At 72.9% G+C, this 16,107-nt stretch carries 11 protein-coding genes; 3 read left to right on the top strand and 8 right to left on the bottom strand.

The annotated features are described in order from the left end of the window. Nucleotides 1–25: 25 nt before the first annotated feature. Nucleotides 26–3,073 (bottom strand): AfsR/SARP family transcriptional regulator, encoded by a 3,048-nt coding sequence (locus KSNIM_RS10980; protein ID WP_263103061.1) that lies wholly within the window; start codon nt 3,071–3,073, stop codon nt 26–28. A gap of 157 nt (nt 3,074–3,230) precedes the next feature. Here KSNIM_RS10980 and KSNIM_RS10985 point away from each other — a divergent pair, with 157 nt between their 5' ends. Next, complete coding sequence (locus tag KSNIM_RS10985; RefSeq protein WP_263103062.1) at nt 3,231–4,208, top strand: helix-turn-helix domain-containing protein; 978 nt, start codon at nt 3,231–3,233, stop codon at nt 4,206–4,208. Nucleotides 4,209–4,256: 48 nt separating this feature from the next. Here the strand turns inward: KSNIM_RS10985 and KSNIM_RS10990 are convergent, their stop codons facing one another. From KSNIM_RS10990 to hemA, 7 genes are all read right to left on the bottom strand, one after another. Beyond that, nucleotides 4,257–5,522, bottom strand: a complete 1,266-nt coding sequence (locus tag KSNIM_RS10990; protein WP_263103063.1) for an MFS transporter — start codon at nt 5,520–5,522, stop codon at nt 4,257–4,259. Between the two features lie 3 nt (nt 5,523–5,525). Further along, nucleotides 5,526–6,872, bottom strand: coding sequence for a hypothetical protein (locus tag KSNIM_RS10995; RefSeq protein ID WP_263103064.1), 1,347 nt, complete (start codon nt 6,870–6,872; stop codon nt 5,526–5,528). 65 nt (nt 6,873–6,937) lie between these two features. Then, the gene (locus KSNIM_RS11000; protein WP_263103065.1) at nt 6,938–8,920 is read right to left on the bottom strand and encodes a phenylacetate--CoA ligase family protein; all 1,983 of its coding nucleotides are present in this window, start codon (nt 8,918–8,920) and stop codon (nt 6,938–6,940) included. Beyond that, a complete protein-coding gene (locus KSNIM_RS11005) occupies nt 8,917–10,125 on the bottom strand; it encodes an acetyl-CoA carboxylase biotin carboxylase subunit family protein (RefSeq protein ID WP_263103066.1) in 1,209 nt (402 codons plus the stop codon). Before KSNIM_RS11005 ends, KSNIM_RS11000 begins: the two co-directional genes overlap by 4 nt. Then, nucleotides 10,122–11,090, bottom strand: a complete 969-nt coding sequence (locus tag KSNIM_RS11010; RefSeq protein ID WP_263103067.1) for a 3-oxoacyl-ACP synthase III family protein — start codon at nt 11,088–11,090, stop codon at nt 10,122–10,124. The genes KSNIM_RS11005 and KSNIM_RS11010 overlap by 4 nt, the downstream gene beginning before the upstream one ends. Beyond that, nucleotides 11,087–11,962 carry a TauD/TfdA dioxygenase family protein gene (locus KSNIM_RS11015; protein ID WP_263103068.1) on the bottom strand — a complete coding sequence of 292 codons (876 nt, stop codon included), beginning with the start codon at nt 11,960–11,962 and terminating at the stop codon, nt 11,087–11,089. The genes KSNIM_RS11010 and KSNIM_RS11015 overlap by 4 nt, the downstream gene beginning before the upstream one ends. Nucleotides 11,963–11,997: 35 nt before the next feature. Then, nucleotides 11,998–13,185 (bottom strand): 5-aminolevulinate synthase, encoded by a 1,188-nt coding sequence (gene hemA, locus KSNIM_RS11020; RefSeq protein WP_263103069.1) that lies wholly within the window; start codon nt 13,183–13,185, stop codon nt 11,998–12,000. Between the two features lie 376 nt (nt 13,186–13,561). Here hemA and KSNIM_RS11025 point away from each other — a divergent pair, with 376 nt between their 5' ends. Together KSNIM_RS11025 and KSNIM_RS11030 are read left to right on the top strand one after the other, a co-directional pair. After that, entirely contained in the window at nt 13,562–14,812 is a 1,251-nt protein-coding gene (locus tag KSNIM_RS11025) for an MFS transporter (RefSeq protein WP_263103070.1), read from the top strand. Nucleotides 14,813–14,988: 176 nt separating this feature from the next. Continuing rightward, entirely contained in the window at nt 14,989–15,678 is a 690-nt protein-coding gene (locus KSNIM_RS11030; RefSeq protein ID WP_263103071.1) for a hypothetical protein, read from the top strand. The last annotated feature ends 429 nt before the right edge of the window (nt 15,679–16,107 follow it).

The raw sequence follows: 16,107 nt of genomic DNA on the forward strand, positions 1-16,107 counted from the left end.
GCCTCCGGCGGACGCCGGGGGCCGGTCAGCGGCGCAGCGCGGCCGGTCGGTGGTACTGCTCGGGGACGCCCATCCGGTCGAAGAGGCCGTCCGCCCGCCGCCGGTGTTCCCGGGCGCGGTCCGGGTCGCCGAGGGCGAGCGCGGTCAGGGCCAGCCCGTCGAGGGCGTAGGCCGCCTCGATCCGGGAGCCGATCTGCTCGGCGAGGCGCAGGGCGTGCCCGTGCCGTTCCTGGGCGAGCAGGTGTTCGTCCAGGTCGTACTGGATGCGGCCGAGGATGTTCTCGGCGGTGGCCGTCCAGCCGATGATGCCGCTGCTCCAGATCAGGTCGAGGGCGCGCAGTCCGTTCTCGCGGGCCTCGTCGAGCCGGCCGAGCCGGTGGTGCGCCTCGGCGAGGCGGGCCAGGACCAGGCCGGTGTTGGCGGACCGGCCGAGGCGCAGCTGGATCTCGTAGGCCTCGCCGAAGGCCGCCATGGCGGAGTCGACCTCACCGAGGCCGAGCTGGGCGGCGGCCAGGTTGATCAGCCCGAGTGCGCCGTCGTCGGGCTCGCCGAGCCCGCGGTGCAGTTCGACCGCACCGCGGGCGGCTTCGGCGGCCTCCGCGTAGCGTCCGAGCTGGACGCTGGCGGAGCTGATGCTGACCAGCGTGGCCGCCTCCTCGCGGTGGCTGGCCGAGGTCCGGTGCAGCGGCAGCGCCCGGTGCAGCAGGTCCAGGCCCTCGGTGTACGAGCCGAGGCTGTTGTGGAAGATGCCGAGGCGGCTCAGGCAGGCGGCCTCGGCCGCCTGGTCGCCGAGCCGGACGGCGAGTTCGCGCGCCTCGTTGAGGCAGACCACGCCTTCCTGGATCCGGCCGAGCGGCCACAGCGCGACGGCGAGGTTGGTGAGGCCGAGCCTCAGCAGCTGCCGGTCGCCGGCGGCACGCGCGGAGTCGACGGCGATCCGCCCGACCTCCTGGTTCTCGTCCGGGCAGCCCTGCAGCCGGAGGTAGGAGGTCAGGCCCCGCGGCAGGTAGGCGGCGTGCCAGTGCCGTCCGGAGCGGGCGGCGAGGCGGACGGCGGCGAGCAGGGTGCGGTGCTCCCGGCGGAACCAGCCGAGCGCGCTGTCGGTGTCGGGCAACGGCGGCAGGTCGACGACCGCGGTGGGCAGGTCGACGCCGTAGCTGAGGCGGCCGGGGAAGAGCTTTTCGCAGGCGGCCTCGACGGCGAGCACGTAGTAGTCGAGCAGCCGGGTGAGCGAGCTCGCGTCGGGCTCTTCCGTGTCGGCGCCGCGCAGGCCGTGGGCGAAGCTGCGCACCAGGTCGTGGAAGGAGTACCGGCCGAACTCCTGCTGCTCCAGCAGGTGGGCGTCGAGCAGCTGCTCCAGCAGGTCCTCCGCGTCGGCGGTGCCGACGCCGAGCAGGGCCGCGGCGGAGTGGACGTCCAGGTCGTTGCCGGGGTGCTGGCCGAGCAGCCGGAGCGCGGTGCGGCACTCCGGTTCCATGTTCAGGTAGGACAGCCGGAGGCTGGCGGCGACGCTGCGCTCGCCGGCGCTGAGTTCGGTGAGGGTGCGGGTCTGGTCGGCGAGCCGGTCGACGAGGTGGCGGACCGTCCACAGCGGGCGTTTGCGCAGCCGGGCGGTGCTGATCCGCAGCGCTAGCGGGAGCCGGCCGCACAGCCGGACGAGTTCCGCGGTGGCGGCGGGGTCGGCGGCGGCGCGGCCGCCGTCGAGGGTGCGCTCCACCAGGGCGGTGGAGTCGGCGACGGACATCAGGCCGAGCGACATCGACTCGACGCCGTCCAGGTCGACCAGCCGGACGCGGCTGGTGACCAGCACCAGGCAGTCAGCGGAGGCGGGGAGCAGGGCGCGGACCTGCTCGGCGTCGGAGGCGTTGTCGAGCAGGATCAGCAGTCGGCGGCCGGCGGTCACGACCCGCCAGAGGGCGACGCGGCTGGGCAGGTCGTCGGGGATCTGGTCGCCGGGCAGGCCGAGGATGCGCAGCAGCACGTCGAGGGCCTCGGCGGGGGCGAGCGGCGGCTGCTGCGGGGTGAAGCCGTGCAGGTCGATGTGGAGCCGGCCGTCGGGGTACTGCTCGGCGAGGCGGTGGGCGGCGTGGACGGCGAGGGCGGTCTTGCCGCTGCCGCCCATGCCGTCGATGGCGATGATCCGGGTGCCCCGGTCGGCGGGTGCGGCGGCGAGTGCGAGCAGCCGCTCGAGTTCGCCGTCCCGGCCGGTGAAGTCGGCCAGGTCGTAGGGGATGGCGCTGGGCGCGGGGCCGAGCGGGTGCGGGCCCCGCTGCGTCGGTTCCTCGGCCGCGGGTCTGGGCGGGGCGGCGAGTTCGGGGCTGCCGCGCAGGATCGCCTGGTGGAGGGCGGCGAGTTCCGGGCCGGGGTCGATACCGAGTTCCTCGGCGAGCAGTTCGCGGACCCTGCCGTACTCCTCGAGCGCCTCGGCCTGCCGTCCGGAGCGGTACAGGGCGAGGATCAGCCGGCCGCGCAGGGTCTCTCTGAGCGGGTGCTGCCGGGCTGCCTCGCGCAGGTCGCCGACGAGTTCGGCGGCCTCGCCGAGGTCGAGCCGCAGGTCGAAGAGCTGTTCGGTGGCGGTGAGGCGGCGCTCCTCGAGCGCGGTGGCGGCGGCCTGGAGCACGGGGGTGGCGAGGCCGGAGACGACCGGGCCGCGCCACAGGTCGAGGGCGGCCCGCAGTTGGTCGACGGCGTTGGCGCGCAGCCCGGCGGCCACCGCTTCGCGGGCGCGGTCGAGGCGGATGCCGAACAGGCCGAGGTCGAGCTGGTCGGGTTCGAGGGCGATCCGGTAGCCGGGACCGTCGGTGAGGATCAGTTCGGCGCCGGCGGGAAGGCGGCGGCGCAGATCGGCGACGATTTTGCGGACCTGGTGGGGCGCGGTGCCGGGCGGTTCGTCCTCCCAGGCGGCCTCCACGAGGCGGGCGACCGGGACGAGCCGGCCGGCCTCCAGCAGCAGGGTCGCCAGGACCCGCTCCTGCAGGGGCCCGCCGAGGCGGATCCGCTCCTCGCCCTCCCAGCACTCGAGCGATCCGAGGATCTTGAAGCCGATCCGGCGCCGCTGGGGACCCTCCCGCATGTGCCAACAACCCCCGTCCGAAATCCGCAGGTCATCGACCTGGCGGCAGATCATAACCCGTTAGGTCGGACGGGAACGGAACAGGACCGGACGGGTAACGGCGACGCGGATGCTGCTCCATGACAACGCCGGAAGCCGTTGGGGAGGAGACCCGACCATGCTCGACTTCGCAAACCTGGACGAGACGACCGTCACCGTGTACCGCACGCGCGTCGCTCACCCGGCGGCCACCGCCGCCGAGCTCTCCGAACTGCTCGGTCTCGGCTCCGCCGAGCTGGAGCGGGCCGACCGGGCGCTCACCTCGCTGCGGCTGCTCAGCCCCGCGCCGAACGACGGCTGGGTGGCGGTCAGCCCGGAGACGGCGTCCGACCTGCTGCTGGCCGAGGCCGAGCAGGAACTGCTGGCGCAGCGCGCCGCGGTGGCCGGCACCCGGGCCACGCTCACGGCACTGACCGCCGAGTACCTGGACGCGCGCAGCCGCCGGCCCGGCACGGGCGGCCTGGAGCGGGTGGAGGGCGAGGCCCGGCTGCGGGCCGTCCTGGACGAGTTGGGCCGTTCCTGCCGCTCCTCGGTGGACGCGATGGTACCGATCGGCGGCGACCGGCCGCTGCTGCCGGAGATCCCGCTCGGGCTCGCCCTGCTGGAGCGCGGGGTGGTCATCCGCACCCTGTTCCAGCAGGTCGGCTCGGGCCACCGGGCCACCGTCAGCTACGCCCGGACGATCTCCACGGCGGGCGCGCAGGTGAAGAGCATGTCGCTGCTGCCGGCCTGCCTGCTGGTGTACGACGGGAAGACCGCGGTGCTGCCGCTGGAGCCGGGGCCGGCGGGTGCGGACGCAGTGGTGATCAGCGACCAGGCGGTGCTCCAGGTGCTGGTGACGCTGTTCGAGCGGCACTGGGAGCAGGCCGGGGACTTCGGGGCGGCGGAGCCGGATCCGGTGGCCGGTCCGAGCGACCTGGAGCGGGCGGTGCTGCGGCTGATGGCGGCGGGCAAGAAGGACGAGGTGATCGCCCGCCAGCTGGGCATCTCGGCCCGCTCGATCAGCCGGATCGTGGCCTCGCTCATGGAGCGGCTGCAGGCCGCGGGCCGCTTCCAGGCCGGGGTGCGGGCCGCCTCGCTCGGCTGGCTGGCCTGAGCCCGGCCAGCAGCAGGGCGCGGCGGCCGGCCAGGCTGAGGATCTGCCTCATGCCCGCTCCCGGGTCGGCCAGTGCCGCATCGCGGGCACGAAGGCCAGCACGATCAGCAGGTTGAGCGCACCGCCGACCAGCCAGGGGGCGCGCAGCCCGTACGAGGCGGCGACCAGGCCGCCGACCAGTGCGCCGAGCGGAATGGCGCCGAAGCAGACCATCCGGGTGCCGGTGGAGACCCGCCCGCGCAGTTCGTCGGGGACGAGGCGCTGGCTGACCGACTGGGCCATCACGTTCCACAGCGACAGACCGGCCGACCAGACGCAGAACAGCGCCGCGACCACCACGGCTTGACGGCCGATCAGGCCGATGACGAGCAGACTGGCGGCCCCGGCCGTGGACACCGTGACGGCCACGGCGCGGGCGCCGCACCGCTCGACGACCCGGCTGCTGGCGAGCGCCCCGACCACACCGCCGACGGCCATGGCGGCCACCAGCAGGCCGTAGCCGCCCTTGCCGACGTGCAGGGTCTGCTCGGCGAACAGCACCAGCACGGACTGGGCCATGGTGACGCAGAAGTTGCTGGCGGCGGCGAGCACCACGATGGTGCGCAGCACCGGGTTGCGGAACAGCAGCTTCAGGCCCTCGGTGGCCTCGGCGAGCATGCCGCGCGCCCCGGCGGGTGCGGCGGTGCGTTCGGGGCGGAAGCGGTCGCCGGTGCCGCGGATGCGGGAGATCAGCAGCAGCGAGCCGAGGTAGGTCAGGGCGTCCACCCAGAACGGCAGCGGCAGCAGGAGGGCGAACAGCGCGGAGCCGAGCGGCGGGCCGACGAACTGGCGGCCGAGGGTCTCGGCGGTGACGCTGCGCCCGTTGGCGGTCTCCAGGGCGGCACTGGGCACCACGGCGGGGATGACCGCCCGGTTGGCGCCGATGAACAGGACGTCTCCGGTGCTGAGCCCGAAGGCGAGCAGGTAGAGCATCCAGATCCGGGTGAGGTCGAAGGTGGCGAGGACGGCGACGGCCATGAGCAGGACGGCCTGGACGGCCTGGGTGCCGATCATCAGCCGGCGCCGGTCGAAGCGGTCGACGATCACGCCGCCGGGCAGGGCGAGCAGCAGCCACGGCAGGCCCTCGGCGAGGACCACGCCGGACACCAGCCGGGGGTCGCTGGTGATCCGGCTGGCCAGCAGCGGCAGGGTGGCGAGCAGCACGCCCTCGCCGAGGGTCTGCAGCGAGTAGGCGGACAGCAGGTACCGGAAGTCGCGGCCGGGTCCGGTGCGGGCGGCGGTGGCCGCGGGCGGGGGCAGAACGGTGGTCGCCATGCGTCAGTTCTCCTCGTTCGCGTCGGGGTACAGGTAGATGCCGGCCAGCTTCTTGCGCGCCGCCTCCAGGGTGAACGGTTCGCCGGAAGGCACCAGGCGGCTGCCGCCGCCGGCGAACCCGCCGGGCATCCAGTACAGGCCGAGGCAGGAGTCCCAGTCCTCGGTGCGGCCGGTGGCCGGGTCGTACACCGGCTCGCGGCGCGGGACGACGCGCTGCTGGACGACCGCGCCGACCTCGGCCGCCTGCTGCAGCGCCTGCTCCCACCGCCGGTCGTCGACCAGCCAGCCGCAGGTGATGCCGGAGCCGGCGAAGCCCTCGTTGAGCTTGAGGATCAGGTCGGCGCGGCGCTCGCGGCACTCCTCGACCGTCGAACGGTCGGCGCCGCGGCCCGGCGTCAGCATCCTGGTCCAGGGCAGCACCCGGTCGACGGTGGCCTGCTCCTCGGCGGTGAGGTGGCCGCGCAGGCGGGGGTCGGAGAGGTACGCCATCCACCGCTTGTTGGCGTGCAGGTCGGTCTCCAGGGGGCTCCACAGCACCACCCGGCCGTCCCGGTGGGCGTCGCGCAGCCGCTCGGTCAGCGCCCGGCCCTCCGGGTGGTCGACGACCTGGTCGAGGTCGAAGACCCGGTAGACCAGGTCGACCGGCGTCCCGTCGAAGCGGACCCGGCCGCCGTCGACGGTGAGGTCGCCGATCTCGCCGAGCCGGCACTCCAGTCCGTGGCCCTGGAGGATCCGCTGCAGCGGCCGCCAGGCGTGGCCGTAGCTGGCCATGCCGCCGGGCCCCTCGATCAGGGCGACCACCGGGTCCCGCCCGGAGGTGACCGGGGCGGCGGCCTCGCGGAGCGAACGGGCGAGTTCGGCCGTGGTGTCGACGTGGTGCAGGCCGTGGGCGGCCGCGAACTCGCGGAAGGCGTCGCGCTCCAGCAGGGCGCCGGCCACGGCACCGACCCACTCCTGCCCGCCGGTCTGGCTGGAGGCGTTGAACTCCAGGATCCTCAGCGACTCGCCGTCGTGGTAGGCGTCGATCCGGCCGAAGCGCGGCGGCTTCGACTTCTGGAGGGCGCCGACCAGCGCGGCCTTGGCGGGGCTCAGCCCGAGGGCCTCGCAGACCCGGGCCACGTCGCCGTCGAAGAGCCGCTCCGGCAGCGAGGTGAGCAGGTCGACGGTGTCGAGCAGGTCCGCCTCGAAGCGGCGGATCTCGTTCTCGCCGAAGAACATCGGCCGGTCCAGGTAGCAGTAGCCGAGGGCGGCGAGCGCCGGGTCGGTGCCAGAGTTCAGGTCGACGGCCGCAAGCCTGCTGCCCGGCCGGGCGAGTTCCCGGTTGTAGCGCCGGGTCATCTGATCAGTCATGGGTTTCCGTTCTGCGTCCGGCCGGTGCGCGGATCTGTCGTCGGCGGTGCGGGTCCGGCGGTCGGTCAGGTCAGGCGCCGGTCGATGACGGTCTTGATCTTGCCGCTGACGGCGTTGCGGGGCAGCGCGCCCTCGGCGTGGCACTCCACGACCAGCTCGAAGGGGGTCAGCGAGGCGTCGAAGGAGTGGTACTCGCTCAGCACCTCGAAGCGGGCCGCCAGGTGCGCCCGCACCTCCTGCGGGTCGAGCGGGACGGGCGACTCGGTGCGGACGGTCACGGTCTCCCGGGCGTCCGAGGAGTTGATCTCGACCTGGAGCTGGGAGACCCGGAAGCGGCCCAGCTCGGCCATGATCTCGCCGTACAGCACGGTGCGGCCCTTGACCTTGATCTGGCCGTCCGAACGCCCCAGGTACTCCAGCACCCGGCCGGTCACCCCGCAGCCGCAGGCGTGGCGGACGATCCGGCCGAGATCGCCGATCCGGTAGCGGATCAGCGGGCCCTCGAACTTCTGCATGCTGGTCACCAGCAGCTCGCCCGCGGTGCCGTCGGGCACCGGACGGCCCTGCTCGTCGACCACCTCGATCAGGTTGTAGTCCTCGCAGAGGTGGTGCAGGGTACCGCCCAGCTCGCCGCACTGGTAGCCGAGTTGGGCGCCGTCGTTGGCCGCCAGCACGCTGGCGATCACCTCGGTGCCGAGTTCCTCGCGCAGCCAGCGCTTGTCGGACTCCTGCATCGGCGTACCGCCGTAGACCACCTTCTGGATCCGCAGCCCGGGGTCGAGCAGCTTGGCCTCGCGCAGCACCGGCAGCAGCAGGGCCGGCTGGCCGAGGATCACGTTGGCGTCGAAGCTGCGGGTCAGCATCAGCACGTCGTCCGGGGTGATCATCTGCGCGGTGCTGTACGCCTCCACCGGCATCCGGGACAGCTCCATCGCACTGGTGATCAGGCCGCCGTACAGGCCGCCGCCGAACAGCGAGTTGATCACCCGGTCGCCGGGCCGCAGGCCGAGCGCGTAGAACAGCGGCACCGCCTCGCGCATCATGTTGTTCCAGTCGCCGCGCGAGTAGACGATGTAGCGCGGCGCGCCGGTGGTGGCGCCGCTGCGCAGCACCTCGCCGCTCGGCCGGGCGCCGCTGCTCAGGCCACGGGAGGCCGGCAGCGAGTTCCGCTCCAGGTCGGCCTTCTCCAGCACCGGCAGCTCCGCCAGGTCGGCGCGCTCGGCGATCGGCGGCAGTTCGCGGTAGTACGGTGCGCGGCGGGCCAGTTCGACCAGGTAGCGCAGCTTGGCGGCGAGGCGCTCGTCCTCCTGCGCGGCGTCCGCGCTGCGGGCGTCGGCGAGGCGCGTGCCCATCAGGTAGTCGCACCGGTACAGGTCGCCGACCCAGGCGGAGCGGCAGTCCAGCCGCAGGGCGCCGGCGGCCAGCCGGGCGGCGGCCTCCGTGCCGCGGCCGGCGCCCGCCCGCACCCGCAGTGCGGGCACTCCGGGCCGCGCGGCCGCGGTGGTGACGATCCCGTCGGCCAGGTCGGCGGGGACGAGCAGGTCGGGCACGGTGACCGGGCGTCCGTCCACGGCCGCGCCCCGGGGCGCCGTCCGGGCGGGCGGCAGCGGGACGCCGGCCGCCCGCATCTCCTCGACGAGCGCCGCCCAGAACGGCTCGCGGACGGTGCGGATCACCACCTCGTTGCCGGTCGCCCAGGCGAGCAGCAGGCCGCGCAGGGTGTTCCCGGGCCGCAGGTCGTCGAGCACCACGGTGCCCACCGGTGCGTACTCCACCACCTCGTCGGAGTCGACCAGGTGGTGCCACGGGTACTGGGCGAGGCCGTCGAACAGCTCGTCCAGACCCTCGGCGAGCTCCGCCGAGTCCCACAGCCCGGCCAGCCCGGCCGAGCCGATCAGCTCGGCCGCGGCCGATCCGGGCCGCTCGGTGAGCTGCCGCTCGACGTACCGGACGGCCAGCACCAGGTCGGTCGGGTGGAAACGGGTCACGTTCTCCGCGCGGTCCGTGTGCTCCGCGCGGTCCGTGTGCTCCGTACGGGCGGCGTTCATGCGGCGGCTCCGGCCAGGACGCGCTGCTCGACGGTGATCTCGCGCAGGCAGCGCTCCAGGAACTCCCGCAGCACGGCCGCGTCCTGGTGCGAGGCCTCGACGAACAGCGGGACCTCCCACTCCTGGTAGGTGACCGAGCCGCTGCCCGGCGCGGCCGCGCCGTCCTGCTCCAGCAGGTGCATCCGGTCCACGCAGGGGTGCTCGCGCAGCTCGTCCGGGATGTCGACGGCCATCCGGGCGCCCGGCTCCAGGTGGTGCCCGGGGAAGATCAGGAAGCCATGGTAGCGACCGCTCGGCCGCTGCGGCTCCGGCCGGTCGAAGCCCAGCCGGATGGCGATCTCGTGCGAGGGGAGGTGCACGCCGGTGTGCCGCAGGTGGGAGTCGACGATGCCGCCGCCGCCCAGCCGGTTGGCCACCTCCAGGAAGACCAGCTCGCCCTCGGCGGTCTCGAAGAACTCCAGGTGCAGGCAGCCCTCCTCGATGCCCAGCGCCGTCACCGCCTGCGCGGCGAAGCGGTGGTACCGCTCCTCGTAGGGGAGTTGGCCGGAGCCGATCGGCAGGCCGGCCGCGAAGTCCACCGGCTTGCCGGCGTACCTGCTGACCACCAGGTCGGAGAGCCGGCCCGCGGCCACTAGCGCGTCCGCGTGGAACAGCTCGCCCTCGATGTACTCCTCCAGCTGGTAGTCGCCCGGCTCCGCGAGGGTGCGGTAGTGCTCGACCGCCTCGCGGGCCGTGTCGTGGACGGACACGCCCTCGCTGGAGGCGCCCTGGCGGGGCTTCACCACGGTCTTCCCGGTCCAGGGCAGCGGCCCGCAGACCGGCGGCGCGGCGACGAAGCGCGGGTGGCGCACCCCGGACTCCAGCAGCGCGCGCTTCATGGCCACCTTGTCGCGGACCTTCTCCAGCTGCTCCAGCGAGGGGCCGGGCACCCCGAGGTGCTCGCGGATGCGGTGCGCGCCGAGGATCCCGGACTCCGACAGCGCGAGCACCTGCTCGTAGCCGTCCGCCCGCGAGGTGCGGGCGATGACCTGCTCGGTGAGGTCCAGCGCCGGGTCGATCAGCAGCCGCTCGCAGCGCAGCCCCTCGGGCAGCTGGGCGTTGCCGATCGGCCCGCAGACGTACGTCACGTCGTGCTTCTCGTGGTCGATGCCCAGGTGGTACTGGATCTTCCGGTACGGCACCTGATTCATGATCAGAATCTTCATCGGTGATACTCCAAAGCAGTGATGCCCCAGCTGAAGCCCATGGCGCTGGTGGCCAGGAGGATCAGTTCGCCGCCGCGCAGCCGGTGCTGTTCGCGCAGCCCGTCGAGGGCGATCAGGGTGTCGGCTCCGCCCATGTGGCCGAGCCGGTGGTAGTTGAAGACGCTCTTGTCCGCCGGGAGTCCGAGCTCCGCCAGCAGCCGCCGGTGCATGTCCCGGTCGCCCTGGTTGATGAGCAGGTGGTCGATGTCGCCGGGCTTCGCGCCGATCGCGTCCAGGGTCTCGCCGATCAGCGCCGTGAAGTTCTCCACGTAGGCGGCGGCCAGCCCCGTGCGGTGCGCGGCCCGCCGGATCGCCACCTTCCCGTCGCGCAGCTCCCCGGCGTAGTAGTCCGACCAGCTGGGGTCGGTGCGCATCGCGGTGTGCAGCAGCCGGAAGGGCGCGTGCCCGCGGGCGACCAGCATGGCGGCCGCCGCGTCGCCGAAGTTGAACAGTGCCTTGGACGCCGGGTCGGTGTAGTCCACCATCCGGCTGAGCCGGTCGCCGACCAGCACCAGTGCGTACCCGCCGCTCTCCGCGGGCGCCGAGTCGAGCCGGTCGGTGGCGACCTTCAGCGCGGCCATGCCGGCGTTGCAGAAGTTGGCCACCTCGAAGCAGTGCGCCCGCTCGATGCCCAGGTGGTGCGCGACCTTCGCGGCCGGCGACCAGAACGGGCGGTCCCACTGGCCCGAGCCGGCGTAGATGACGTACCGGATCTCCTCCCGCGCCACGGGGGTGCGCTCCAGCAGCTCGGCCGCGGCCCGCGCGGCCAGCTCCCAGGCCGTCTCGCCCTCCCCCAGCACCGGGAACCCCTCGGCGTGGGTGATGGCGAGGATGTCGGCCAGGGGCACCCCGGAGGCGGCGTGCATCTCGTGCACGTCGGCCCGCCCCCGGGGGAAGCTCACGGCGAAGTCGAGGACGCCGCTCACTGCACCTTCTCTTCGACCGGCCCGACCTCGGCGTCCGCCGTCTCGATGCTGACCCGGTACACCGTCCGCCCGACGCCCGGCTCGACCTCGGTGGCGACGTGGTAGGCCGTACGGGTCTTCCAGATCACCAGGTCGTTGGGCGTCCACACGTGGGTGTAGACGTGCTCCTCGTCGTGGATCAGGCTGTCGAGCAGCGCGAAGAACTCCTCGTTCTCGTTGAGGTCGAAGCCCACCACCGAGTCCATGTACTCGCGCGAGCCGTACACGTACTCGCGCCCGGTGAACTCGTCCTTGCAGATCAGCGGGTGCTCCACCTTGGGGTGCTCGATGTCGATCACCGCCTTGAACTCCGCGACCGACAGGCCCACGTGCTCCGGTCGGATCCGCAGCCGCTTGGCCACCGTGTGCACACCGATCCGGTCGGCCAGGCGCGCCTTCCACTCCTCGGGCAGCCGGTCGTAGACGTCCGCCGCGTTGGCGAACTTGGTGTGCCCGCTGGTCGACGGCACGTTGAGGCCGTGCAGCATGGTGTACGGCGGCGGCGCGGCCGTGAACGACGAGTCCTGGTGCCAGAAGTTGCCCACCCGGGCGACACCGATCGGCTTGCCGTCCTTGAGCTCGTTGGAGGAGATCATGATCTCCTCGAACTCCGGGTGGCGGTACTTGCTGATCACGAACGGCACCGGACGGCCCAGCCGCCCCGCGAGCTCGATCTGCTGCTGCGGCGTCAGCTCGATGCCCCGCACCACCACCAGCTCGTGCAGCTGGACGCCGTTGACGACCTCCTGCCAGACCTCGGGACGCTCCAGGTCCTCGTAGCCGACACCGCTGATCTCCACACCGATGAACGGCGTGATCTGCTTGACCTGCACTTTCCTGTTCCTCTTTCTCTCTTGGTGGCCGGCCGTCAGGCGATCTCGAGGCAGCGCTGCATGGCCTCGGCGAAGTCCGCGATCTGCTCCGCGGTGCGGAACGGCGCGACCGTCACCCGGAAGCGCTCGCCACCACGGGCGACCGACGGGAAGTTGATCGGCTGGACGTAGATGTCGTAGCGCTCGCGCAGCAGCTCGGAGACTCGCTTCACCCGCTCGCCGCCGGGCACCATGACCGGCACCAGGTGGCTGTCCGCGTCGAGGAAGTCGATGTTCCTGGCGCGCAGTTCGGCCTTCATCAGCGCGACCTTGCGGTACAGCTCCGCGCGCATCCCCTGGCCCTGCTGGACGATCGACAGGCTCTTCAGGGTGGCCTCCATGGCCGCCTGCGGCAGGGAGGTGGTGAAGATGAAACCGGGCGCGTGCGAGCGGACGTAGTCGAGCACCGCGTCCGGACCGGCCACGTAACCGCCGACGGTGCCGATCGCCTTGCCGAACACGCCCTGCACGAAGGTGGCCCGGTGGTCGCCGAGCTCCTCGCACAGGCCCGCGCCGGTGGTGCCGCGCACGCCGATGGAGTGCGTCTCGTCCAGGAACGTCAGCGCGTTGTACTTCTCCGCGAGGTCGAAGATCGCGCTCGCCGGCGAGGTGTCGCCGTCCATCGAGTACACCGACTCGAAGACGATCAGCTTGGGGCGGTCGAGGTCGTACTGCGCGAGCTTCGCCTCCAGGTCCGCCAGGTCGTTGTGGGCGAAGACGTGCTTGCGGGCCCCCGAGCGGACGATGCCCTCGATCAGCGAGCGGTGGTTCAGCGAGTCGGAGAACACCACCACGTCGTCGAGCGCCGCGATCAGGGTGCTCAGCGTCTCGAAGTTGGCGACGTAGCCGCTGGAGAAGATCAGCGCCCGCTCCTTGCGGTGCCAGCCGGCCAGTCTGCGCTCCAGCTCGACGTGCGCGGTGCTGGTACCCGCGATGTTGCGCGAGCCGCCGGTGCCGGTGCCGTGCTTGAGGGTCGCGTCGATCTGGGCCGCGATCACCTCGGGGTGCTGACTCATCCCCAGGTAGTCGTTGCTGCACCAGACCTGCACCGTACGGTCCCCGTGCCGGGTGTGCCCCCGGTCGTTCGCCAGGTGGCCGACCGGGAAGAACTCCCGGTACAGCCGGCTCTCCTTGAGATCGGCGATCCGCTGCTCGAAGACGTCGAGCACGGCGTCCTGACGCACGGCAAATGTTGATATAGACATGACACTCCTCTGGGACGTGCCGGGCCGCAAGGCGATTCGACGGTGTGGATGACGGCCCCCGGAAGCCGTCCGGCCCCCTCTTTCCGACACCCATCCTGCTCCACCGCCAGGCCCCCGACCTAGCGATTCACCTGGCATGACCTCGCCTGGCGACCCCGTGCCAGCGGGAGCGACGGAGTCGGCCGGGCCTGCCGCCATCGGGTCGCGCGACGCTCGGAGCCCGCGCGCAGGACCGGGCATTCACGCCCCCCGGATGCGGCCCGTCCCGGAGCAGTCGTGGTCGACTTCCGTCCACTGCCGACCGGCGCTCGCGTCGCGACTCGATCCGGGGCCTGTGGCGGCAGAATGGCTCCACGTGACGCACTCCGGCCTGCAGCAGCCCCCGCTCTACGGCCCCCCCGCGGCCGCCGGGCCGGCGATCTGGTCCCGCAACTTCCGCTACTACTTCACCGCGCGCACCGCCGGGCTGCTCGGCCACACCATGCTGCCGGTCGCCGTCTCCGCCGGGCTGATCGGCTCCGGCCACGGGCTCGGCAGCGTCGGCCTCGCACTGGCCTGCCTGACCGCGCCGTTCGCCGGCCTGGTGCTCTTCGGCGGGGTGCTCTCCGACCGGTTCACCGCCCGCCGGATGATGATCGGCGCCGATCTCACCAACCTGGTCGCCCGCGCCCTGATGGCCGTCCTGTTCTTCCGGGGCATCGACCAGCTCTGGCAGTTGTACGCGCTCATGGCGGTGGCCGGCAGCGCAGCCGCGATGTTCCAGCCCGGCGCCGCCTCGACCGTCCCGCTGGTCGCCCGCGACGTGCAGGGCGCCAACGGCGTGCTGCGCACCTCCGAGGCGCTCACCGCCCTGCTCGGCCCGGCCCTCGCCGGCCTGCTGGCGGGCGCCGCCGCCACCGGCTGGGTGATGGTCATCGCCGCCGCCACCTACGGCGTCAGCGCCTGCGGCCTGTTCGCGCTGCGGCTCGCCCCGACGCCCACCCCGGAGTCCGACGACGGCCTCTGGCGGAACCTGGTCACCGGCTGGCACGAATTCCGGTCCCGAACGTGGCTGTGGGGCACCATCGTGGTCTGGATGTTCTACACCGTCGCCTCGACCGGGCCGCTGCTGCCCGTCGCCGCCGGCGTACTCGTCCCCGCGTACGGGGCGACCCTGTTCGGGCTGCTCAGCTGCGCCTTCGCCGTCGGGACGGTGTGCGGAGGGCTGCTCGGGATCCGGCTCAAGCCGCCCCGACCGCTCGCCGCGGGCGCGGTGGCGCTGCTGGCCTTCCCGCTCTATCCGTTCGGGATCGTCCTCGGCTGGCACGTGCCGGCGCTCGCCGCGGCCCAGGTGCTGGTCGGCACGGGCGTCACCTTCTGGGGCGTCATGTGGGCGACCAGTGTGCAGACCCAGGTCCCCGGCCGAGTGCTCAACCGCATCCACGCGTACGAGGTCGCCGGATCGGTCTGCATGCTCCCGGTCGGCAGCGCACTCGCGGGCCCGGCAGCCGACTCGTTCGGCCCGCGCGCCGTGCTCGCCACCGTGGGAGTGGCCGCCCTGCTGGTCGCTGCGGCCCTGCTGCTGAGCCGTCCCATCCGGGAGCTGCGGCGAGTACCGGGCACCTGAGAGGGGAATCCCTCGGGGGGAGGCCGGCGCCAATCCGCGGCGCCGTCCTTCGAGTGCTCCAAGTGCGCCGCCTCGTCGACCAGTTGGCTTCTTTCCGACTCCCGGACCGGCACCTAGAATCGTGACTGCCGTCGGGTCGGATGCTCGGGCCGTCGGCCGGGACTGGGGGGAACCGGATGGAGAGCAAGCAGCGGGTCGTCCGAAGGAACATGCTGCTGTCCAGACTGCTGAACGCGTCGGCCGGGGTGGCCCTGGCGCTGCTGGCCTACAGCGTGATCCGCGACAACCTGTCGGCCCACCTCCAGGACACCTGGCCGTGGAAGCTGCGGCTCCTGGACGTCCAGAGCGCGACCACGGCCGCCCTGGCCGCGCTGGGGGCGTCCCTGGCCCGCGCCCAGTACGCCAGGACCGTCAAGCCCGTGCTCGGGCACTCCGGACGGGCCGTGGACGGCATGGCGCCGTTCGACCAGCGGGCCTGGGCCTGCAGCCTGACGAACGCGGGCCAGGACGTCGCGGTCCTCTCCGACATCAGCTACCTGGTCACGTTCCTGCCTGCCGCCCCCGATGCCCCGCCCCGCGCGCCCGGCACCTGGGGCACCGCCCTGCAAGCGGTCGACGCGATCGTCGCCGAGGGCCTGGAGATGCGGAAGGACTTCATGCTCACGGTCATCACGGCGGGCAGCGCACTCCCGGCCCAGGGGATGAAGTTCCTGGGATGGTTCACCGAGAAGGCCATGCGCACCGTCGACGAGGTCTACATCCGCGTCCGCGTCGTCGACCGGGTCGGCGACACCCACGAGCGGATCATCGCCTGCCTCAAGGCCGCCGACCGCACCCCGGCCCACACGGACCCGGAGCTCTCCTGACCATCCGCCCCGGTGCGTCCCCGGCCGGCCCCAAACGCGGAGGCCCGGGGCCAGGCCTGCGGTCCGCGTCCGACGTCCGGTCGCCCGAAGACGGTGACGGAACAGATACGCCGGGTCCCCGTCGAGAGCCGAGCAAGGCGCGTTGCAGTCAGCCGTGGTTGTCGAACGCCGCACACGTCGCCGCGTCGCTGAGGTTGAGATGTTCATCCGCGCGCGGAGCGTGTGGCCCCCAGGCGGTCCCCAAGAGTGGGGCTCAGCCGCGGTCTCCCTCCGGACCACCCCCAGACCTCGGCGCCAACTCCGGCCACGCGAGAAACACACCAACCCGCGCACAGATACCCGGCCAACGGCTCTCCGAAGGTGCCCGCTCCAGCCACAACACCCCGTACCAGCGACGCCTGCGCGCTGAGTTGCTCCGCAAGCCTGGGC

The sequence above is a fragment of the Kitasatospora sp. DSM 101779 genome (genome assembly GCF_025655475.1).
In the GTDB taxonomy this organism is placed as follows: Bacteria; Actinomycetota; Actinomycetes; order Streptomycetales; family Streptomycetaceae; genus Kitasatospora.

Excerpts from the sequence above, each read along its gene's own strand:
- KSNIM_RS10980 (WP_263103061.1), bottom strand. The coding sequence starts at position 3,073 with ATGCGGGAGGGTCCCCAGCGGCGCCGGATCGGCTTCAAGATCCTCGGA.
- KSNIM_RS10985 (WP_263103062.1), top strand. The coding sequence starts at position 3,231 with ATGCTCGACTTCGCAAACCTGGACGAGACGACCGTCACCGTGTACCGC.
- KSNIM_RS10990 (WP_263103063.1), bottom strand. The coding sequence starts at position 5,522 with ATGGCGACCACCGTTCTGCCCCCGCCCGCGGCCACCGCCGCCCGCACC.
- KSNIM_RS10995 (WP_263103064.1), bottom strand. The coding sequence starts at position 6,872 with ATGACTGATCAGATGACCCGGCGCTACAACCGGGAACTCGCCCGGCCG.
- KSNIM_RS11000 (WP_263103065.1), bottom strand. The coding sequence starts at position 8,920 with ATGAACGCCGCCCGTACGGAGCACACGGACCGCGCGGAGCACACGGAC.
- KSNIM_RS11005 (WP_263103066.1), bottom strand. The coding sequence starts at position 10,125 with ATGAAGATTCTGATCATGAATCAGGTGCCGTACCGGAAGATCCAGTAC.
- KSNIM_RS11030 (WP_263103071.1), top strand. The coding sequence starts at position 14,989 with ATGGAGAGCAAGCAGCGGGTCGTCCGAAGGAACATGCTGCTGTCCAGA.